We start from the raw sequence: 21733 nt of genomic DNA, 5'->3' as shown, positions 1-21733 counted from the left end.
CTTTTTAACATTTCAAATATTCTTACCCATATCATATTTCATTAGACATAAAAAAGGACAGGCATAAAGCCTGTCCTAATCATCATAAATATTACAATTAAGCCACAAGTGCGGTTTCTTTTAAACGAGATTTGAGCTTAGTATATTCAGTTACAACATAGTGCTCAGCCCAACGTTGATCTTCAATTTTCTCGATACGCACTGCGCTGTATTTATATTCCGGAGTACGAGATCCTGGATTTAAATGTTCAGCGGTGAGTTCGTTACATTTTCCGATCCACCATTGGTAAGTCATATAACACGCACCTTTGTTAGTACGAGAACTTACATCAGCACGAGATATAACTTTACCACGAGATGAAGAAATCCAAACAAGCTCATTATTCTTAATGCCTAAAGCTTTCGCATCTTGGTCGTTCATTTGAACAAATCCTGGTTCATCAGCCAACGCAGCAAGTGCACGGCAGTTACCCGTCATTGAACGGCAAGAATAGTGACCGACTTCACGCACGGTAGAAAGCACTAATGGATATTCTTCAGAGACTTCTTCCATTGGTGGTTCCCAATCGCAAGCAAAGAATTCAGCTTTACCATTTGGACGGTCGAAGATTTGACCTTCATATAAGTATGTAGTGCCTTGATCTTCAGGGCCTTCATCTGTACATGGCCATTGAATATAACCCAAGCCTTCCATTTTTTCGTAAGTTGCACCTTTATAAATTGGGCAAAGCTCACGCAACTCATCCCAAATTTCTTTGGTATTGTTGTAATGCATTGGATAACCCAAAGCTTGTGCCATAAGACTAATGATTTCCCAGTCGTCTTTCACATCACCAACAGGATCCACCGCTTTATAGAAACGTTGGAAACCACGGTCAGCCGCACTATAAACACCTTCGTGTTCTGCACAAGATGTTGCTGGTAAAATCACATCCGCTTCCGCTGCCGTTTGAGTCATAAAGATATCTTGAACAATAATGAACTCAAGATCTTTAAAGGTTTGTTTCATTGCATTCAAATCAGGTTCAGTTTGTAAAGTATCTTCACCCATAATATAGAATGCTTTGAGTTTACCTTCTGCCACTGCATGTGGCACTTCACTCAATGGTACACCAGGTTTGGTTGGAATAGATGGTACACCCCATGCTTTCGCAAATTTAGCGTTGATTTCTGGATCCGCATAGCTTTGATAACCAGGTAAAGTATTATATAAAGCCCCCATGTCACATGCGCCTTGTACGTTGTTCTGACCACGCACAGGGTTTACACCAACATTTGGTTTACCTAAGTTACCGGTAAGCATTGCTAAACTGGCCAACGCACGTACAGTTTCTACACCTTGACGGAACTGACATACCCCCATACCCCAGAGAATTGTCGCTGTTTCTGCTTTCGCATAAGTGCGGGCAATTTCTCTCAACATTTCAGGCTCAACGCCAGTGATATGTTGAGTTGATTCAGGTGTATAAGCTTTTACAGTTTCATAGAACGCATCGAAATTTTCGGTATGTTCATCAATAAATTTTTGATCTTGTAATCCTTCTTCAAGAATCACGTTCATCATTGCATTCAAAAATGCGACGTTACTACCATTGGCAAGTGGCGCATAAATGTCAGCAATACGAGCGGTTTCAATTTTACGAGGGTCACAAACAATAACCTTCGCCCCTTTAGCTTTTGCGTGGTTAATACGACGCGCCACAATAGGGTGAGATGTTGAGGCATTATAGCCAAAGATAAACACGCATTTAGTGTCTTCAATCTCAACGATTGAGTTGGACATCGCGCCATTACCCACTGATTTGAGCAGACCTGCTACAGATGGGCCATGTCAGACACGTGCACAACAGTCAATGTTGTTATTGCCTAATACCGCACGAGCAAATTTTTGCATAACGAAATTCACTTCGTTACCTGGTCCACGAGAAGAACCCGTTACCATAATTGACTCGTTGCCATATTTTTCTCTAATTTCTTGTAAACGTTTTGCAGAATAGGAAATAGCCTCTTCCCAGCTCACTGGCGTGAACGGCTCGCCACGTTTGTAGCGAATCATCGGTTGAGTTAGGCGAGGAGTGAGGATTTTTGTGTCATGCACGAAATCCCAGCCATAATATCCTTTCAGGCAAAGCTCCCGTTCGTTTGTTTTACCGTTTGCACCTTCAGCACCCACAATTTTGTTGTTCTCAACTAATAGATTGATCTTACAACCTGAAGCGCAATACGGACAGACAGTAATCACTTTTTTAATTGTCATAGTAATGTCCTTATTTTAGATAACCAGAATGAATTACTCATTCCAGGTAGTATAATACGCCTAAATAAAGAACATAGGCTTATAAATTTTGTGGATTTTTTGATATAAAACAGGTTTTAGATAATTTTTTAATATTCTGAGAAAACTCAAAGAAAAATGACCGCACTTTTGATAGAACGGTCATTGGAAAAAGGTAATAAAAGTCTCTATATATAATGGAATAGTATTGATATACTTTTTGTCAGTATTGCAACTACTCAATAACAACACATAACAAAACGCCTTTATTTTCTACTATTTCCTCAAAGCTACTTTCATTAATTCATCAATATTTGAAACAACCTTATATTGCACTTTATCATTCCCTAACGACTGAGCATTTAAAGTTTCAAAAAATCTCTTAGCACTTTCGATTTTACTGCGTTCTTTAAGTTTTAAATCTTCACTCAAAATAGATCCTTTAGTTTCAGCAACAAAATAGATTTCTTTTACTAAAGCTGTATCAAAAGCAATTGCCCAATCAGGATTATAACTACCAAATGGTGTTGGAATTTTAAAATTATCTGGCAACTTCGCGTAAACTAGCACTTCTTTAGCTGCATCAAGTTCTTTCGCAAAAATTTCTTCTACTTTTGAATCTGTAGTGACGTAATCCCAAATATGATTTTTCGTTTTATAGGCATCATTAGCAACTAAATTAGTTGTAAATATCTCACTATCAGGATAACCAGAACCCAATAGTTGATAATTTAAATGTTGTAATGCCATACTTGCTTGTTGAGAATTAATTATTTGACTCACTTCACGAATAAAAGCTTCAGGGTTATTTTTAAACTGATTGAAAATAACAGAACTAATCCCTTTTAAAATTTCCACCACTGTTTTACGAGTTAATTGTGTATTTTCAGCAATATCACCAACGAGATCATATCTCACTTGAGAATACGCAGAAATACTCGCTTGCTCTGTCTTCGTCTCATATGTACCGAATGTTTCTCGAACTTCTAGATCATGATGTCGCATTTCATCTTTTTGCGAACCTGTAGCCAATTTATAACTTAATGTTTCGACAAATTTATCATTACGCTCCTTAGATACTTGTTGAATTTGTGCAATGCTATCTTGAATTAACTTCTTACTGTCTAATTGAATTTGATAGCTTGCTTTCTGATTGATTTTCTTCCATAAAGCCTTAAATTCTGCACGATTAAAGTTATCATTTAATGAATTGGTTACGCGTTTACTACCATCATCTACCATATCGTTTAATAATGAACGATCAAGCACACTATCAATCAATTTGAAGACTTGAGGTGCAATCTCTTGTAACTCTTGATCTAACTCCGCTAACTCATTATTGGCTTTATCTTGGTGATATTTTTCAATAATATGTGCTGTTCTTTTATCTATATATTTATTTTCTAATAGATAACTGTAAATTATTCTTGCCTCTATCTCAGTAATAATACGCTTCTCACCACTAGCTAAAACAATCTGTTTGCCCTTAAAGAACGCTTCAGTGGCTTGTGTTGGACGACTAGAAAGTGACTCCAACATTTCTTTCTGTAAGCTCGTTACAAAATCTTTATAACTTTCATCCGTAACAACGGTTAAATTATTAATTTGATGAATTACCTGACTATTTTCACCAAAACATATTGCATCCATACGTTCGCCATCTTTATTTACCGCTAAACGTAAACCACGTCCAACTTCTTGACGACGAGAAATCGTATTATCCGAGTGTTTTAACGTACAAATGGTAAATACATTCGGATTATCCCAACCTTCACGTAGAGCCGAGTGCGAGAAAATAAAACGAGTTGGCTCATCAAAAGATAACAAACGCTCTTTATCTTTTAAAATCAAATCATAAGCATCACTATCGTTTGAAATTGGTACTGATTCTGAATTTTTATCTTTCATGTCAGGATCAACTAAACGCTTTGATTTCTTATCAATCGAGAAATAGCCATTATGGGTTTTATTTACATCAATATTTTTCAAATGTTGAATATAAGGTGAATCCTCTAAATACTTTTCAATGAATTCATCAACCACTTGCTCATATTGTTGTTTAAAAATCTCAACATATTCACCGTCAATCACATTATTATTTTCATCATATTGACGATATTTAGCGACCTCATCAATAAAAAATAAACTTAATACTTTAATCCCTTTAGCAAACAATTCCTGCTCTTTTTGTAAATGAGAACGAATAGTTTCCCGAATTTGAATCGTACGCTTTAATTTCTCATCAACACATCCGTATGCTTCCAACACGCCTAACGTTAAACCATTAGCAAACTCCACCGTGTTGTTAAGACCATTAATATCAGTGATTACATAACGATCTAAATATTGTGTACTATTATTTGATAACACATATAAATCATCGCCTTTTTTGACTTTCCTAATTTTACGAGAAAAGCCATTTTTCGTTTTCACCTCCAGTTCTAAATAAGCAACAGGAGCTTGCTTGGAAAGCTCAATACTCTGCAAATACAGGTAACCATTTGTTCCAGTTAAACCTTGTACCTCAATGCCTTTTACCGTGATTTTTTTAACTAATTTTTGATTATAAGCATCCAAAGCATCTAAACGATAAATCAAATTGTAATCACGTTTATGAGTTGCAGAATAACGCAAAATAAAGAGCGGTTTAAAATTTGCTAAAGATTCCAACGTTTTATCCGCTTGCATTTTTTGCGGCTCATCTAAAATAAGAATAGGTCTATTTTTACTGAGCACATCAATTGGTCGACGAGACTGAAATTCGTCCAATTCTTCATAAATACGGCGTGCATCTTTACCTGTAGCATTAAAAGCTTGCACATTAATCACCATAACATTGATACCACCATCAGCACTAAAACTTTCTAAATGGTGTAATGCCTTTGAATCATAAATAAAGAAGCGCGCTTTTTTCTGATAAATATGATGAAAATGATCCGCCATCATTTCCAAGCTTTTATAAACACCTTCACGGATTGCAATACTCGGTACTACGATAATAAACTTAGACCAACCATATTGCTTATTCAACTCAAACATCGTGCGAATGTAGCAATAAGTCTTTCCTGTTCCCGTTTCCATTTCGATGTTTAAGTTTAACTGGCTAGAAGTCAGGTTTTTACCTTTTCCATTATCATCAACAACTAAAGTTTCAGAGCGAGCCAAGCCGGCTGCTAACTGCTGTTCTTGTACATTGCTTAATACTCGATCCATATCTTGAATCGGCGCATTACCAAAGGCTATATCAGTATAGGTTTCGCCTTGTTGATCATTTATAAAATCAATCTGCAGAGAATTATTCGCCTTACGTTTCCCTTTATCCAACATATAACGATTGCCATCTGATTTCGACTGACCTATAAAACAATTTACCACCGCTTGTGTGGCAGCTAATTGATAATTGAGAGTTCTAAATTTAATATCCATTTTTTCCTTTCTTTATAGGAATCTGACTTCAGTATCAGATGACAATTGCTTAAAGCGTTCTTTAATATTGGTTTTATCTTGATCGTGCATGATGGCTAATTCGGTTGAAACCACGCGTAGCGGTTTAACCTTCGCAATTTCATCCACAACATTCATGGTGAATTTATCAAAGCATGCTACTAATGTATTGCCTGCTACAAAATAGACTTCACTACCATCAATGGTTTTACGCTCAATTGGCAATGAAAGCTCTACTCCCCAATCTAACATTACTTGAAATAATAAATCTTCTGCAGTGCGGTCTTCTTTAATATGCGAAACCATGTGATCAAGCATTGTTTTATCGTATTGTTCAGGCTGATAATAGATGTCTTTCATATTGCTTGAATCAATTTTTAGCACGCGAAAACCCACATCAAGCGATTTATTTTCATCTAAATTTTGCAAAATTTGTGAACCTGCTAGGCGAATTCGTTCTTTAGTAATTTCTGCAATGGTTGAATAACCTGCTTTAAAAGCTTCCGATTTTTCATCAGTTTTTTCAGGCAGCTGTACACAGATAAATTTACGGTTGCCATTATCTTCGGCATTTAATTGCATAACAGCGTGAGCAGTCGTGCCGGAGCCTGCGAAAAAGTCTAAAATTAGGTCATTATCTTTAGTGCCTAAATGAAGCAATCTATGTAATAGGCGTGTAGGCTTAGGATAATCAAAATACTTTCCACCTAAAATATTTTTTAATTCTTTATTGGCCTCATCACTATGTCCAACTTCACTATAATCTAAAAATGTAGATTGGCTGATACCTTGCTTAACTTCAGATAAATACCGTTTTTGGCTTGGAATATTTCCTCCATCCATTCCAAACCATAACCGATTATCCTCTCTTAATTTTAAATATTTATCATAAGTTGTAATCCATCGTTTTCCCTCTGGAGGATAATATTTTGAACCATTAGGAGTTTCAATTTCATAAACACAATTCGGAGTAGGGCCAAACTGTGTAAAATCCGCACTTTTCCAGACCCCTCTAGGATCATTATCTGGATTTTTATATCTATCATTCTGTTTGTCACTTCTAGGTAATAAATTAGGATACCAACTCAACTTATTCTTTGTATAAACTAAAATATAATCGTGGTAATGCGTAAACCATTTCGCATCATTTTTACCTCCATATAATTTTTTCCAAATTAAGGTATCTACAAAATTTCTATCTCCAAAAATTTCATCACATATACGTTTCAAATTAGCCAGTTCATTATCATCAATAGAAATAAAAATAACACCATCATCGGTTAATAAATTACGAGCTAATCTTAAACGGCTATACATCATAGACAACCAGTCAGAATGAAATCGTCCATTACTTTCCGTATTAGCAATTAGTCGATTCCCATCCTCATCTATTTGATTAGAACGAATTAAAAATTCTTCTGTATTTTCGGCAAAATCATCGTTATAGATAAAGTCATTACCTGTGTTATATGGCGGATCGATATAAATCATCTTCACTTTGCCAAGATAATTTTCCTGCAACAGCTTTAAGGCATCTAAATTATCGCCTTCAATAAAGAGATTTTCTGTAGTATCAAAATTTACGCTCTCTTCACGACAAGGGCGTAGTGTTTTCGCAATTGGGGCGTTGGCAGTAAGAATTGATTCTTTCCTCCCCACCCAATTTAGCGTGTAACGCTCTTGCACGCCTTCCACTAACGCCTCAGAAAGCTCTTGTCGTAATAAATCAAAATCCACGCCTTTGATGATTTCTCCTTGCTCATTACGAGTTTCTGTAATGCAATTTGGGAAAAGAGCGGTCAATTTTTCGATATTTTTTGCCACTAAATTGGCGGTATGCATTTTTAAATCTGACATAGGTTGTCCTTAGATGAGGAAGTTAATTGGGTGTATTCATCTCGCAATTTCAGTAAATTGATATTGAGTTCTGCCTTACGATTAAATTGTTTTTCACGTTTAAGTTGTTGTTCAAGCTGTTTTATACGCGTTTCAAGCAGGGTTATTTCTTGATTTAACCTCATTTTATCTGCTAATGAGGAAGCATTGGTTTGATTCGGTAATAACTGACTAATTAAAAACTCATAAAGCTCACTTAAGCGGAGAAATAAAGGTAAATCTTGGCGTTCAATCGGCAACCATTCAGTTTGGAAATAATCACCAATCACAACCTTACTTTTATCAGCTTGATTTAAACGTTTATAAGCAGCTATCACTTTAACCTTATCTTGAAAATAGACTTCAAAGATAATTGGACTAGGAATCAGTTTATCAATATAACGGAAAATTTCTATATCAAGCATTTCTACTCGGGCATTAACAGAAAAAATCTGTACCTCACGTAGATCTTCTTGCGATTCAATATTCATTGTGTCAGAAGAAAGTTTATTCGCCCAATAAATACTTTCTATTTGTTCGATGAACAAGCGTTCAACTCGAGTGTTTGCGCTGCCTTCCGAGTAAAACTTTGATTTTGGAATAGACTTATCTACCAGTGTGCGAGCAGGATATTGATAAATCATACTGCATCCTCAATTACAATAAAGCTGATCAATTCAAAATCACTTAAGCTTTGAATATCATCAATTAAGGCCGTCGTATTCAAACCATTAAATAGGCTATCAATGTCTTTTTCCGCTTTCACATTGCGAATATTTTCAATTACCGTATCTAATAGTTCAGAATAACGCTTCATCTCGCGCCCATCTTTGGTTTTACGATTAAACGGCTCATAAGCCGTTGGGATGGGTATAGATTTATCTCTACAAGCAAGGCGGGCTAAATCCAATAGATGTTTTGCTTTAGTATAATCATACACAATAGTACCATCTTGTTGAATGTATACTAAATAATACGGATACAAGCGATTTTGATTCATCTGTTCAGCGCTAAAAGCGCGTGATTTTAAGGTAAAAATCACACCTGCATGCAAACCAAGTTGCGGCATGGCTGGTACAACTGTATGCAAGCCATTTGGCAAACGAGCAAGATCAGGATTGTGTTCCATATAATTCAACAAATCCATTCTAAAATCATTTAGCCCAAGATCAGTGATAGATACCCCTGCATTCGTCTCTTCTAAATCTAATACTTCGGTTTGCAATCGTTGTAATTGTTCTTTACGGTAAGCAATATCGTTCGACTTAGCTGTGAGCACGTTATCATCACCTGTACTAGTCATATCAACTATAATCATGCGATTTTCAACCCGTTCTCGCAAATTGATATATTCATCTAAACTAATATCAGGCCAATAGTTTACCAATTGAATCTCACTATTTGGCGAGCCAATACGGTCAATACGCCCAAATCGCTGAATAATACGAACTGGATTCCAGTGAATATCAAAGTTAATTAAATAATCACAATCTTGTAAGTTTTGTCCTTCAGAAATACAGTCCGTTGCAATTAAAATATCAATTTCTCGACTCTCATTTGGGAATACATCCGCTTTTTGTTTTGAAATAGGCGAGAATAAGGTCAATAGCCCTTGCATATCATAAGTGTGCTTACTATTAGGTTGCGTTTTAATCGTTGAAAGATTATTTGAGCCTGTAATTTTTGCACTATGAATGCCAAAGCGAGTAAGTAAATCACCAGAAAGTTGTTGGTAGAGGTAATCTGCCGTATCCGCAAATGCAGTAAAAATAATGATTTTCTTATTATCTTTATTTATTGGCTGGTGAATTTTCTCAATAATTTGCTCTTTTAAGTGCTGCAATTTATCATCATACTCAGGTGTTATTGGATTTACGACCGACAGCAATTCATTCACGATATCTAAATCTAAAACGAGTGATGTTCGCCAACTGATAACATCCATATCTTTTAGATTAATTTTCAAAGTCTTACCGATGTATTCATCATCGTCAAACTCATTTTCAGTATAATCATCAAGAATAAAGTCATCATTTAGCTGTTTTTGCTCAAACGATGCAATCTGCTTAAGTGCATTTTCAATTTTATCTTTTAACACATTAAGCGTTAAACGAAATGAATGTACTGAACTTTCTAAACGTTTGAGTAAGTTTACCGTCATTAATGATTGTAAACTTTTTTCACGGTCAACTTGTTTAAAACGACTATTGTTGTTAACAACCGTATCAAATAAGTCCTCGTATTTCTCCATTGCACTTGGGAAGATATAACTCATCGGGGCATACACTGCCATATTTAATGAGGTGAGCTGTTTAAAAATATCTTCTAATGAAATTTGTGTAGCTTTTGAAATCGGTCGTCTATGGGAAATTGGCATTCGACGGATTGGGAATTGCCCAATATCTTTTGTGTCATAAAAGGTTTGAATATGTTTACGAGAACGAGCAATTGTCACACTATCTAATAACTTGAAAAAATCAAAATCCAGTAAGTTTAGAATTTCTTGTGTTGTGCGTTGTTCTGCAGGAAGTTTAGCCCAGCGGTTAAAACTAGCTTGAGCCCTAGCAAAAATTGTATCAATGTCTCTTTCTGTATCTAGCTTTTCATTCAATAGTGAAGAATTTCCTTCATAAGCTAAAGCAAGCTGATTTTTTAAATCATTGAAACGATTATTTACTGGCGTTGCAGAGAGCATTAATACTTTAGTTTTAACGCCTTGGCGAATCACTTTATCCATTAACTTTTGATAACGGGTTTCTCGATCTTTGAACGTGTCTCGATTGCGGAAGTTGTGCGATTCATCAATCACTACAAGATCATAATTTCCCCAGTTTACTTTGCCTAAATCAATACCATTAGATGTTCCCGTCTCTCGAGATAAATCCGTATGGAATAACACATCATAGTTAAATCGGTCTTTAGCTAAAATGTTAGTCACCACATTAGTATTATAGGTTGTCCAGTTATCATTTAACTTTTTAGGGCAAAGCACAAGAACACTTTTATTACGGAGTTCGTAATATTTGATGACAGCTAAAGCAGTAAAAGTTTTACCTAAACCCACACTGTCAGCTAATACGCAACCATTATATTTTTCTAATTTATTAATCAATCCCTTCACAGCGTCTTTTTGGAAATTAAATAATTTATTCCAAATAACTGTTTCTTGATATCCTGTCTTTTCATTCGGCATAACATCTTCATCAATATCTGTTAAGAAATCTTTGAAAATGTTATAGAGCATTAAAAAATAAATGTGTTCTGGCGAATTTTCTTGGTATACCGATTCAATATGCTGAATAATTTCACTAGTGATATCTTCAACTTTCTCTGAATCATGCCATATTTGATCAAAAAGTTGTAAATAAGAAAGAGAATGAGGCTCTGAAAAAGCATTGACCATATTTGAAACTGCTTTGCCTTTCTCATATCCTAATCCCGTCGTGGTGAAACCCTGAATTGGCATATAAGTAACCGTACTATCTACTTCATTTAGCGTTATAAATTCCTGCATCACGCCATTGCTGATATTGGATTTAAATGTTACTTTGTGTTTAATCCATTCTGCACATTCTCTCGCAATTGCTTTTTGAGTTAATCTGTTACGTAAGTGAATTTCATATTCTGTGCCATATAGGCTATTCTCTCGGTCACTTTTGGGAATAATAAACTCTCGTTTCTCTTTCTTTAAACGCTCAGTAACTTTTTCTGGTACGAAGGTTGGGGAAGTAAAGATAAATTGTAGTTCTTCAATTTTCTCTAACTCTGCCTTTAAGGCTGAATAAGCATAAATTGAAAAATACGACGCCATTATTTTTAGCTTAGTCGTTCTCGTCAAATTCGCTTTTAAATCATCACCAAACAGTGATGTTACGTTATCAATTAATTTCATAGGAAGGACATGTCAGGAAAGAAAATTACTAAATCATATTAAAAGGTATATAAAATTTATTCAATATATTTAACCTAATATTTCATAATAGAATAATTATTTACACTAATTCCAAATTGGATTTATTAAATAAGACTAAAATAACTATAAATATCATATTTTATTGATACTATTCCTCATTCAAATAAATTGCTTTTCAACATAATTTATCATCTGTAACGCAATATCAACCCCGCTTGTTTTTTCAATCATTTCCAAGCCTGGACTTGCATTTACTTCTAAAACCAATAATCCATTTTTCGAACGAATTAAATCCACACCAGCTACATCTAAACCGATGGCTTTTGTTGCTTGAATGGCTATCTGCTTTTCTTCATCGCTTAGGGTAATTTTTTCGGTTTTTCCGCCACGATGGCAATTCGCCCTAAACTCACCATCTTGCCCAATTCTCTGCATCGTTGCTATAACTTGATCAGCAATTACAAAACAACGAATATCCGCATTGCCCGCTTCTTCAATAAAATCTTGCTGCAGCATAGCTATATTGGTTTGTTTAAAAGCTTCCATAATGCTCACCGCACTTTGTGGTTTTTCAGCCAAAATAACTCCAATTCCTTGTGAACCATTTAGCGTTTTTAAAATTGTCGGCAAACTGATATAAGGTGTCGTCGCCTGAGCTTGCACTTCACCGCCACTTAAAAGTGAATTAGGAACAGGAACACCAGCCTTCAGCAAAAGTTGCAAACTTTTCCATTTATCACGCGCATTTAAAAATGCCTGAGATGAATTTAAACAAAAAATCCCTTTTCCTTCAAAATGCTGTAAGACTGAACATCCCATTTGCGTACTCGTTGTGCCAAATCGAGGCAAAATAGCATCATAATCAGGCAATAAATAAGGTTTCAACTCGGAATTTTCTTGATAAAAAATCTGAAAGTGCGGTGGATTTTGTGAGAGTTTTAAGAGACAGCGATTCGGATCTAAAATATCCATCTCATACCCTTGGTGTTTCGCAGCTTCTTTTAAGCGCTGGCAACTATAAAGACGAGGTTCGCGGCAAAGCATTAGTAATTTCATAATATTTAACTCATTGTCTAGGATGTTCCGTATATTACACAAATAAAAACACTTTATGTAGACGATAAAAATCAGGTAGAATTGCTTGGAATTTTTAACTCAAAAAAGGAAATCTTATGTTCGTTGTTATTTTTGGTCGTCCTGGCTGCCCTTACTGTGTGCGTGCAAAAAACCTTGCTGAAAAATTAAAAGGTGAAGTTGCTGATTTTGACTATCGTTATGTGGATATTCACGCAGAAGGCATTACTAAAGAAGATTTATCAAAATCTGTTGGTAAACCAGTAGAAACCGTACCACAAATCTTTATTGATGAAAAACCAATCGGTGGTTGCACTGACTTTGAAGCATTGATGAAAGAACAATTTGGTATCGTTGCTTAATTTTTCTTTTTAATTTACAAAAAAGCCACTTTCAATTGAAAGTGGCTTTTTTCATAAAAGAGTCTTAACCGTTATAACGTTTAAAAATTAATGTTGCATTCGTACCACCAAAACCAAAGCTATTTGACATTACAGTTTGTAATCCTGCATTTTCTTTCGTCTCAGTAACGATGTTGCAACCTTCAGCCGCTTCATCTAAGGTTTCGATATTAATACTTGGTGCAATAAAGTCATTATCCAACATTAATAACGTGTAAATTGCTTCGTGTGCACCAGCAGCCCCTAAAGAGTGACCAGTCATTGATTTAGTTGAAGAAATCGCTGGGATTTTATCACCAAATACATTTTTAATTGCACCTAATTCTTTCACGTCACCTACTGGTGTAGATGTGCCATGTACGTTGATGTAATCAATTGGGGTATCTACAGTTGCCATTGCTTGTTTCATACAACGCTCTGCACCTTCACCGCTTGGTGCAACCATATCGTAACCATCAGAAGTTGCGCCATAACCTACAATTTCAGCGTAGATTTTTGCACCACGAGCAAGTGCGTGTTCTAATTCTTCCACAACTACAACTGCACCACCACCTGCAATAACGAAACCATCGCGGTTTGCGTCATAAGCACGAGATGCTTTTTCTGGCGTGTCATTGTATTTAGTTGAAACTGCCCCCATTGCATCAAACTCAGTAGCACATTCCCAAGATAATTCTTCTGCACCACCAGCAAAAACGACATCTTGTTTACCTAATTGGATTAATTCAACTGCGTGACCGATACAGTGTGCAGAGGTTGCACAAGCAGAGCTGATTGAGTAGTTCACACCACGGATTTTATAAGGGGTGGCTAAACAAGCGGAAACACTTGAAGCCATAGTTTTCGTTACAGCATAAGGGCCAATTGCTTTTACACCGCGAGGGCCACGTACCGCATCACACGCCACTAATTGATTATGTGCAGAACCCGTACCAGCACCAATCACTAAACCAGTGCGATCATTAGAAACCTGATCTTCTGTTAAACCTGCATCCTCAATCGCTTCACGCATAGAAAGATAAGCATAAGCCGCTGCATCACCCATAAAACGGAACACTTTACGATCAATGTGCTCGCTTGGGTTTAATTTGATTGTTCCGGCAACATGGCTACGCATATTCATTTCTACAAACTCAGGCACAACTTCAATACCTGATTTCCCTGCTTTTAATGAAGCCAATACTTCTTCTTTGTTGTTACCGATACTTGAAATAATCCCAAAGCCTGTAATTACAGCTCTTCTCATTGCTTCTTCCTTATTGTTTTATATGTAAAAATAACGGCTCAAAATTACTACGAAATAAAAATATTTCAAGCAATAATTCATTTGTTCGACCAGTTCAGAAAATCGCGTTATTATACGCAAATTTCATTAGGCAAGGAAGGAATAAAAAAATGACCTTTAGCGTCCAACATGCTGAGATTCACTTCAATCAAAACCATATTCCCGTCTCCGATCAATTCGATGATGTCTATTTTTCTAACGAAAATGGATTGGCAGAAACAGATTATGTTTTTCTACAAGGTAATCAACTTTGGGAACGTTGGATAACACACAAAGAAGCTAATTTTGTCATCGCTGAAACAGGATTTGGTACAGGATTAAATTTCTTTGCGGCAACTCAATTGTTCCGTGAATTTCGCCAGCAACACGAGAATCATCCTTTAAAACGCCTTAATTTTATTTCCTTTGAAAAATATCCGCTAAAAATCACCGCACTTTCGCAAGCGCATCTTGCCTATCCTCAGTTTGAAGATTTAAGCACTCATTTGCAACGTTATTGGCCTTCATTGATTCTAGGTTGTCATCGTATTCATTTTGGAGAAACCACGTTAGATTTATGGTTTGGTGATGTATCAGAAAACTTGCCACAACTTGGCGATTATATGAATGAACGTATTGATGCTTGGTTTTTAGATGGCTTTGCGCCGAGCAAAAATCCTGAAATGTGGAATGATGATCTCTATAATCTGATGTTTCGTTTCACGAAACCCAATGGAACTTTTGCCACCTTCACCGCAGCAAGTGCGGTCAGAAAAGGACTTGAATCCGCAGGCTTTAAGGTGGCAAAACATAAAGGCTTCGGCAAGAAACGAGAATGTTTAAGTGGGCTAAAAATACAATCAAAATATACCGCGCTTTCTACACCTTGGTATCTTGCTCAGCCTGCGAAAATGGAAAAACAAGATGTCGCCATTATTGGCGGTGGTATTGCTTCTCTTTGTGCTGCCATTTCCTTAGTAAAACGCGAAGCAAAAGTCTCTATTTATTGTGAGGATGAAGCGCTCGCACTCAATGCCTCAGGCAATAAACAAGGCGCATTTTATCCGCAACTTAGCGATGATAATGCGCTCACCGTTGATTTTTACCTGCACGCTTTCAGTTACGGTCGCCAATTACTTGATTGGGCAATCGCACAAAACATAGCGTTTGAGCACGAATTTTGTGGCGTGGCACTATGTGCTTACAACGAAAAAAGTGCGGTTAAATTAACAAAGATTTCTCAACTTGGTTTACCGAACGAAATCTTCCAAATGCTGAATACTGAACAACTCAGTGAAAAAGTGGGATTACCGCTTAATTGCGAAGGCGGTTGGATTGAACAAGGGGCTTGGCTTGCACCAAGACAATTTGTTCAAAATGCCTTTTCGTTTCTTGAAAAGCAGGGTGTCATCATTAAAACCTCACAAAAAATTACCGCACTTTCTCAACAAGAAAACGGTTGGGAACTACAAAATACGCAAGGCCAAAAATACAGCCATGAAGTCATCATTCTTGCGAACGGATATAAAATTGCTGATTTTGTTCAAACAGAAAAGCTACCGCTCTACCCTATCCGCGGGCAAGTCAGCCAAATTCCAACATCAGAAAACTTACTCAAACTGAAATCTGTGCTTTGTTATGATGGCTATCTCACCCCAGCCGATCAATTAAAAACCTCACATTGCATCGGCGCAAGCCATGTTCGTGATAATGTTGATCGCCACTTTAGTGAACAAGAACAACAAGAAAATCAACAAAAAATCCAACAAAATATCGCCCAACCTTGGACGCAAGATGTGGATACATCAGGTAATTTAGCGCGTGTAGGTATCCGATGCTCCGTAAGAGATCTTGCCCCAATGGTCGGAAACGTACCTAATTTTGAACAGCAACAAGCGGATTATTACAATCTATTTAACCTCCGCCGCCGTAAACAACCTATTCAAAGTGCGGCCAATTTTCAGAATCTTTTTTTAACGGCAGCCTTAGGTTCTCGCGGGCTGACCTCCGCCCCACTCTTAGGTGAAACCTTAGCTTCAATCATTTATGGCGAGCCATTGCCTATAAGCGAAGCTATATTACATAATCTTTCAGCTAATCGAGCTTGGGTGAGAAAGTGGTTGAAAGGAAGCGTAGTGGAATAATTTTACTTCAGAAAAATAACAGCACAGGTATTAAACTTGTGCTGTTAACATAATAAACGTAAATTTTACTTTATTCTTCCACAATTCAAACAATACAAATATTGACCTTTAGGATCATTAAATTTAGTTAATACATTCAATTCTTTGTGTAATTTTTGAATTGGAGCTGGCAAACCAAGCCATTTAACTAACTGCTCTTGCGCCCCTTTTTTAGTATCTCGCAATAAGGTGCTAATTAAACTCACGTTATCATCAGTGAACCATTCCACGCTAAAATCTTGTACAGCAGTATCTTGGCGTTGATTCACTAATTGCTCTGCTTTATTAACCGCTTCATTAAAAGAACCAATCTCATCCACCAAACCATTTTGGAATGCATCACTACCTAACCAAACCTGACCTTGAGCCAGTTTATCTACTTGTGTTTTAGAAAGCTGGCGACCTTTGCTGACAATTTCTAAAAATCTATCATAACCATGCTCAATTTCTGTTTGATAAATATCTTGCACAGATTTTGCTAATGGAGAAAACGCAGATGTATTAGCTAATTCAGTGATTGAAACACCATCAGCATTCACCCCGATTTTCTTAATGCTATTTTCAAAAGTCGGGAACATCGCGAAAATACCGATAGAGCCCGTAATGGTGTTTGCATCGGCAATAATATAATCTGAAGTGGATGAGATCCAATAACCACCAGATGCTGCCATGGCTCCCATAGAAACAATCACAGGCTTACCGATTTTCTGTAAATTTTCAGTCTCTTGTCGGATAATTTCAGAAGCAAAAGCACTACCGCCCGGTGAGTTGACTCGTAAAACAACGGCTTTTACTGAGTTGTCATCGTAAGCTTTACGAAGAATTCGTGCAATAGTATCACCACCAGCATTTTCTTCATCACTTTCACCATCTATGATCGTTCCCTCAACATTCACGACTGCAATTTTATTCGGTACATTGTAATGTTCTAAACGATCAGGCAGTTGAGTCAAATAATCATCAAGTTCAATCAGATTCGCTTTCCCGTCACTCCCTTTACCAAAAAGTGCGGTAAGTTTTTTATCTAAATCTAAACGAGTTACAACATCAGTTACTAATCCACGTTGTTGGGCATAAGCGGTACTATTGCCTTTTAATGCTTTAAGATCCGATAAATATTGTTTCGTATTCGGCAAAACGTTATCTTTCTTAATCTTGCGATTTTCACTGACTGATAAAACATAGTTGTTCCACATTTCACCTAACCAACGCTGCATATTTACTTTTGCCTCAGTCGACATATCGTTGCGTAAAAATGGTTCTACCGCGGATTTATACGTTCCTACGCGGAAAATATGTGGTGTAACGGCTAATTTGTCGAGCATTTCTTTGAAATATAAATTCTCTTGCGATAAACCGTGAATATCCACGCTTCCAATTGAATTTAAATAAATTTCATCAGCAAAGCTCGCTAAATAATATTGTCCTTGAGAATAATTATCAGCATAAGCAATCACCGGTTTTCCTGCATTTTTAAACTGGCTGATAGCGCTACCAATAAAATCTAATGCGGGTAAATCTGCTCCTTCAAAATAATTAAGATCGAGTACTAATCCTTTAATTTTAGGATCATCTTCCGCTTGTTGAATGGCAAATACCACATCAAAAGTCGAAATTTTTCGAGGGACGTGTTCTCCATTCAATTCGCTTAACGCATCTTGCCAACGAAGTGTTTCATCTCGGTTGTCCGCTAGATAGCCATCTAAATTCAGTAATAACGCGCCTTCCCCTGTTAATGTTGTAGATTTTTTTCCACCGCTTGAAAAGCTAATAATCGCCACTAGCAATAGTACAAAGCCTAAAAACACAACATTCATCACAAGATCACGAATGAAACATAGCGATTTCCAACATAATTTTAATACTCGAAACATATAAATTACCTTTAAAAAATTTGCGCTAGCGTATCACAAAGCCTTGTCAAAAACTATGCTATAATCCCCCGCACTTTTACTTATAAGGGATAATAAAATGGATGCGTTAACTCTTTTAACAACAAGAAAATCAAACAAAAAATTGACTGCACCTGCGCCTAATGCTGAACAGCTTGAATTTATTCTCCAAGCAGCAATGCACGCACCAGATCATGGAAAATTACATCCTTATCATTTTGTTGTAATGGAAAATGATGGATTAAATAAATTGGAAACGCTACTCAAAGCAGCCGTTATGGAATTTGATTTGGGTGAAGAAAAATTAAAGAAAGCTGAAAATTTAGCACATCGAGCACCAATGGTCATTGGTGTCGTAGCAAAGATCGATCCAGCTATCGCTAAAGTACCTGGATGGGAACAAATGTTAAGTGCAGGTTGTGCAACTTATGGATTACAACTGGCTGCACAAGCACAAGGATTTGATAATGTGTGGATTTCAGGGAAATGGGTTAATGGCACTTCATTACGAGAAGCTTTCGGATGCCGTGAACAAGATCGTGTGATTGCCTTAGTCATGATTGGCACAGGCATGGAAAAAGCCGAACGTGAATGCCGTGTTATCGATACAAAAGATTTTGTAACCTATCTATAAAATATTGCTTGCTTTCCTCAAAACTTAGAGGAAAGCAAAATATTTCCTACTCTTCTTCCAATTCATCCGCCATCGCCGCCAATATTTCTCGTGTAAGAAGGGCCAATGCGCGATAAAAAGGCAAAGTTGCTTGATTTTCTACTTGAGTTAAAAACTTCGCTGCACAAGGCAATAAAAAAGTTTCAAAGAATTCTTGTTGAGCCACTAAAGAATCCGAATTATCTTCAAGCCAAGAGGCTGTAAGCAATAATAAGGCAAAATGATCCGCACTTTCCACCTCTGGCATATTGCGTACAAGGCGAAAATTCATAAATTCTTCAACATCAATGTCATAAGCTGAAATAGCAGTCATAACTTTACCATTGGTACCAAATAATTTTTGATACTCTTGATTCAATAAATTGAGATCAATTTTAACTTGTAAGCTATTCAGCGCTAATTCACTTTCTTTATCAGTATCTAACGCCCAAACTTGACTCAAACCTTTTTGCTGTAACCAAGCAAACGCGCCTGCAAGTACTTCATCGGTAGGAGAACGATAAAAAAGATTACCGAATAATCGACTAATTAATGAAAAATTATTAATTTGTTTTTCAGACATTACGCTTTTTCCTTTAAAAGTGCGGTCAATTTTTCTTTTGTTTTTTGAGCGGCAAGTTCAATCATTGCCTTACGCGCCTCATCATCAATTAAATGAATATCACCGAATAATTCAAACTCGACATTTTCAATGCCACAGTAATTAAACAGTCCATTAATTAAACAATGATTAAGTGATTTATCCACATCAAATTCTTTATATTTATCAACATTACTGCCAATAGTAATAAATTGCTGCATTTGCTTATTTTTTAGCAATCCCACTGATTCGCCGTTTTCCGTTTTATAGGCAAAGCCATGGCTTAATACGCGATCTAAATAGCCTTTCAAAATTGATGGAAACCCCATCCACCAAAGGGGATAAACCAATGTAATTAAATCCGCTTGAAGAATAAAATCATGCTCTTGCTGGATATCTTCTGGAATAATACCTTTGTTAGCATTCTGCAATTCTTCATGAGATAAAATTGGATTAAAATTTATGTCATAAAGATCACGAAAAAATACATTTACACCATTTTCTTGACTAATTTGCTCAATACGATTGGCAATAGCTCGCCCAAAACTACGCGCTGAATTAGGGTGAGCAAAAATAATTAAGTGATTCATTTTTCTTACCTATTTATAGGGAAATAAAACGTGGCAAAAGTCTATCAAAATAGACCGCACTTTGCATATAGAATCACATAAAAAAAGCGGGCATAGCCCGCTCTCTTATTTGCATCATCATTATGCTGCGTTTTTACGTTCTTCTTCCATACATACTGCCGCAGTAAATAATACGTCAGTTGATGAGTTTAATGCCGTTTCAGTTGAGTCTTGTAAAATACCGATAATGAAACCAACACCGATCATTTGTGCTGCCACATCATCAGAAATACCAAACAAGCTACATGCTAATGGGATTAATAATAATGAACCACCTGCTACACCAGATGCACCGCAAGCACAAAGAGAAGCCACGATACTTAATAAAATCGCACTAACAAAAGACACTTCCACACCTAATGTGTGTACTGCAGCTAACGTTAAAATTGTGATCGTGATTGCAGCACCCGCCATATTGATGTTCGCACCCAATGGAATAGAAACAGAATAAGTTTCTTCATCAAGGTTTAAACGTTTTGCTAATTCAATATTTACTGGGATATTTGCCGCAGAACTACGTGTGAAGAATGCAGTTACACCACTTTCGCGTACACAAGTCCATACTAATGGATACGGATTACGACGAATTTTCCAATAAACTAATGCTGGGTTAATAACAAAAGCAGTGAATAACATTGTACCGATTAATACAGCAAGTAATTGCACATAACCGCCTAATGCGGCTAATCCTTTATCAGATAAGGTTTCAGCCACTAAACCGAATACGCCAAATGGCGCAAAGGAAATAATGACGTGAACAATTTTTGATACACCTTCTGCGAAATCAGATAATACGTTCTTAGTTGCATCAGATGCATGACGTAACGCTAAACCTAAACCGATAGACCATGCTAATACACCAATAAAGTTTGCTTTAAAAATTGCATTTAATGGGTTATCTACCACATTTAAGATGAGTGTAAATAAAACTTGTCCAACAGCTTGTGGCGCTGAACTTGCATCTTCTTTGGTTGCAAGAACCACTTCCGTTGGGAATACGAACCCTACAATAACTGCGATAATCGCCGCTAAGAAGGTGCCTAAAAGGTAAAGCACGATGATTTCTTTCATATTGCTTTTCGTACCAATCTTACGGTTTGCAAGCGCAGCCATAACAAGGAAGAAAATCAAAATTGGGGCAACAGCACGCAATGCTTTAACAAAGATGGTACCTAAAACGCCTACTTTTTCCGCAATATTAAAACCTAAAGCACCTTCAAGTACCGGTCCAACAAGCGCAATAATGATCCCTAGAACTAAACCAGTTGCAATTCTTTTTACTAAATTGCCCTGGAATAACAGACGAAATAAACGAGATGTGTTCATACTTTTATCTTTCTTTTTAATAAATTTAACTTCAGATTGTTACCAATCCACCTACAAGGGAATTAAAGATAGCGTAAATTCTTATCGAAAGAAAATATTTTTTGTTATTTTTTATCCAACAAGTGAACTTTTTTCTAAATTTGTTAGATATTTTCTAAAAACATACTTATAAAAAAATTTTTTATTTAACCCATTGACACACTG

General features: G+C 36.5%; 14 protein-coding genes. 3 read left to right on the top strand and 11 right to left on the bottom strand.

The window, feature by feature from the left end; translation table 11 throughout:
* Positions 1 to 97: 97 nt before the first annotated feature.
* The 6 genes from fdhF to A8M50_RS04305 all read right to left on the bottom strand — a co-directional run bounded on the left by fdhF (position 98) and on the right by A8M50_RS04305 (position 12563).
* Positions 98 to 2257: a formate dehydrogenase subunit alpha gene (fdhF, locus tag A8M50_RS04335; protein WP_232604891.1), complete on the bottom strand. Its 2160-nt coding sequence runs from the start codon at positions 2255 to 2257 to the stop codon at positions 98 to 100.
* A gap of 294 nt (positions 2258 to 2551) precedes the next feature.
* A complete protein-coding gene (locus A8M50_RS04325) occupies positions 2552 to 5701 on the bottom strand; it encodes a type III restriction-modification system endonuclease (protein WP_005644785.1) in 3150 nt (1049 codons plus the stop codon).
* 12 nt (positions 5702 to 5713) lie between these two features.
* Positions 5714 to 7576 carry a site-specific DNA-methyltransferase gene (locus A8M50_RS04320; protein WP_005644685.1) on the bottom strand — a complete coding sequence of 621 codons (1863 nt, stop codon included), beginning with the start codon at positions 7574 to 7576 and terminating at the stop codon, positions 5714 to 5716.
* Positions 7564 to 8238, bottom strand: coding sequence for a DUF4391 domain-containing protein (locus A8M50_RS04315; RefSeq protein WP_005644775.1), 675 nt, complete (start codon positions 8236 to 8238; stop codon positions 7564 to 7566). Before A8M50_RS04315 ends, A8M50_RS04320 begins: the two co-directional genes overlap by 13 nt.
* Positions 8235 to 11486 carry a helicase-related protein gene (locus tag A8M50_RS04310; protein WP_005645037.1) on the bottom strand — a complete coding sequence of 1084 codons (3252 nt, stop codon included), beginning with the start codon at positions 11484 to 11486 and terminating at the stop codon, positions 8235 to 8237. Before A8M50_RS04310 ends, A8M50_RS04315 begins: the two co-directional genes overlap by 4 nt.
* Before the next feature lie 180 nt (positions 11487 to 11666).
* A complete protein-coding gene (locus A8M50_RS04305) occupies positions 11667 to 12563 on the bottom strand; it encodes a RimK family alpha-L-glutamate ligase (protein ID WP_005644750.1) in 897 nt (298 codons plus the stop codon).
* Between the two features lie 116 nt (positions 12564 to 12679).
* Here A8M50_RS04305 and A8M50_RS04300 point away from each other — a divergent pair, with 116 nt between their 5' ends.
* The gene (locus A8M50_RS04300; RefSeq protein ID WP_005628952.1) at positions 12680 to 12943 is read left to right on the top strand and encodes a GrxA family glutaredoxin; all 264 of its coding nucleotides are present in this window, start codon (positions 12680 to 12682) and stop codon (positions 12941 to 12943) included.
* 64 nt (positions 12944 to 13007) lie between these two features.
* On the opposite strand, the gene fabB is transcribed toward A8M50_RS04300, so the two are convergent.
* Entirely contained in the window at positions 13008 to 14228 is a 1221-nt protein-coding gene (gene fabB / locus A8M50_RS04295; RefSeq protein WP_005644686.1) for a beta-ketoacyl-ACP synthase I, read from the bottom strand.
* Positions 14229 to 14377: 149 nt separating this feature from the next.
* Between fabB and mnmC the strand changes: the two genes are divergently transcribed.
* Positions 14378 to 16390: a bifunctional tRNA (5-methylaminomethyl-2-thiouridine)(34)-methyltransferase MnmC2/FAD-dependent 5-carboxymethylaminomethyl-2-thiouridine(34) oxidoreductase MnmC1 gene (mnmC, locus tag A8M50_RS04290; protein ID WP_005644968.1), complete on the top strand. Its 2013-nt coding sequence runs from the start codon at positions 14378 to 14380 to the stop codon at positions 16388 to 16390.
* A 65-nt stretch (positions 16391 to 16455) separates the two neighbouring features.
* Here the strand turns inward: mnmC and sppA are convergent, their stop codons facing one another.
* Entirely contained in the window at positions 16456 to 18303 is a 1848-nt protein-coding gene (gene sppA, locus A8M50_RS04285) for a signal peptide peptidase SppA (protein WP_005644926.1), read from the bottom strand.
* Positions 18304 to 18400: 97 nt separating this feature from the next.
* Between sppA and A8M50_RS04280 the strand changes: the two genes are divergently transcribed.
* Positions 18401 to 18955, top strand: a complete 555-nt coding sequence (locus tag A8M50_RS04280) for an NAD(P)H nitroreductase (RefSeq protein ID WP_005637948.1) — start codon at positions 18401 to 18403, stop codon at positions 18953 to 18955.
* A 46-nt stretch (positions 18956 to 19001) separates the two neighbouring features.
* Here the strand turns inward: A8M50_RS04280 and A8M50_RS04275 are convergent, their stop codons facing one another.
* The 3 genes from A8M50_RS04275 to sstT all read right to left on the bottom strand — a co-directional run bounded on the left by A8M50_RS04275 (position 19002) and on the right by sstT (position 21529).
* Entirely contained in the window at positions 19002 to 19556 is a 555-nt protein-coding gene (locus A8M50_RS04275; RefSeq protein ID WP_005637950.1) for a TorD/DmsD family molecular chaperone, read from the bottom strand.
* Positions 19556 to 20164, bottom strand: coding sequence for an NAD(P)H-dependent oxidoreductase (locus A8M50_RS04270; protein WP_005637952.1), 609 nt, complete (start codon positions 20162 to 20164; stop codon positions 19556 to 19558). Before A8M50_RS04270 ends, A8M50_RS04275 begins: the two co-directional genes overlap by 1 nt.
* 120 nt (positions 20165 to 20284) lie before the next feature.
* Positions 20285 to 21529, bottom strand: coding sequence for a serine/threonine transporter SstT (gene sstT / locus A8M50_RS04265; RefSeq protein ID WP_005637953.1), 1245 nt, complete (start codon positions 21527 to 21529; stop codon positions 20285 to 20287).
* Positions 21530 to 21733 lie beyond the last annotated feature (204 nt).

Source organism: Haemophilus haemolyticus (assembly GCF_001679045.1).
GTDB classification, from domain to species: Bacteria; Pseudomonadota; Gammaproteobacteria; order Enterobacterales; family Pasteurellaceae; genus Haemophilus; species Haemophilus haemolyticus.
The sequence above is the reverse complement of the archived record's forward strand: the minus strand, read 5'-3'. Positions and strand labels throughout refer to the sequence as shown.

Coding starts and splice junctions, on each gene's coding strand:
- A8M50_RS04325 (WP_005644785.1), bottom strand. CDS start 5,701: ATGGATATTAAATTTAGAACTCTCAATTATCAATTAGCTGCCACACAA.
- A8M50_RS04320 (WP_005644685.1), bottom strand. CDS start 7,576: ATGTCAGATTTAAAAATGCATACCGCCAATTTAGTGGCAAAAAATATC.
- A8M50_RS04315 (WP_005644775.1), bottom strand. CDS start 8,238: ATGATTTATCAATATCCTGCTCGCACACTGGTAGATAAGTCTATTCCA.
- A8M50_RS04310 (WP_005645037.1), bottom strand. CDS start 11,486: ATGAAATTAATTGATAACGTAACATCACTGTTTGGTGATGATTTAAAA.
- A8M50_RS04305 (WP_005644750.1), bottom strand. CDS start 12,563: ATGAAATTACTAATGCTTTGCCGCGAACCTCGTCTTTATAGTTGCCAG.
- A8M50_RS04300 (WP_005628952.1), top strand. CDS start 12,680: ATGTTCGTTGTTATTTTTGGTCGTCCTGGCTGCCCTTACTGTGTGCGT.
- fabB (WP_005644686.1), bottom strand. CDS start 14,228: ATGAGAAGAGCTGTAATTACAGGCTTTGGGATTATTTCAAGTATCGGT.
- mnmC (WP_005644968.1), top strand. CDS start 14,378: ATGACCTTTAGCGTCCAACATGCTGAGATTCACTTCAATCAAAACCAT.
- sppA (WP_005644926.1), bottom strand. CDS start 18,303: ATGTTTCGAGTATTAAAATTATGTTGGAAATCGCTATGTTTCATTCGT.
- A8M50_RS04280 (WP_005637948.1), top strand. CDS start 18,401: ATGGATGCGTTAACTCTTTTAACAACAAGAAAATCAAACAAAAAATTG.
- A8M50_RS04275 (WP_005637950.1), bottom strand. CDS start 19,556: ATGTCTGAAAAACAAATTAATAATTTTTCATTAATTAGTCGATTATTC.
- A8M50_RS04270 (WP_005637952.1), bottom strand. CDS start 20,164: ATGAATCACTTAATTATTTTTGCTCACCCTAATTCAGCGCGTAGTTTT.
- sstT (WP_005637953.1), bottom strand. CDS start 21,529: ATGAACACATCTCGTTTATTTCGTCTGTTATTCCAGGGCAATTTAGTA.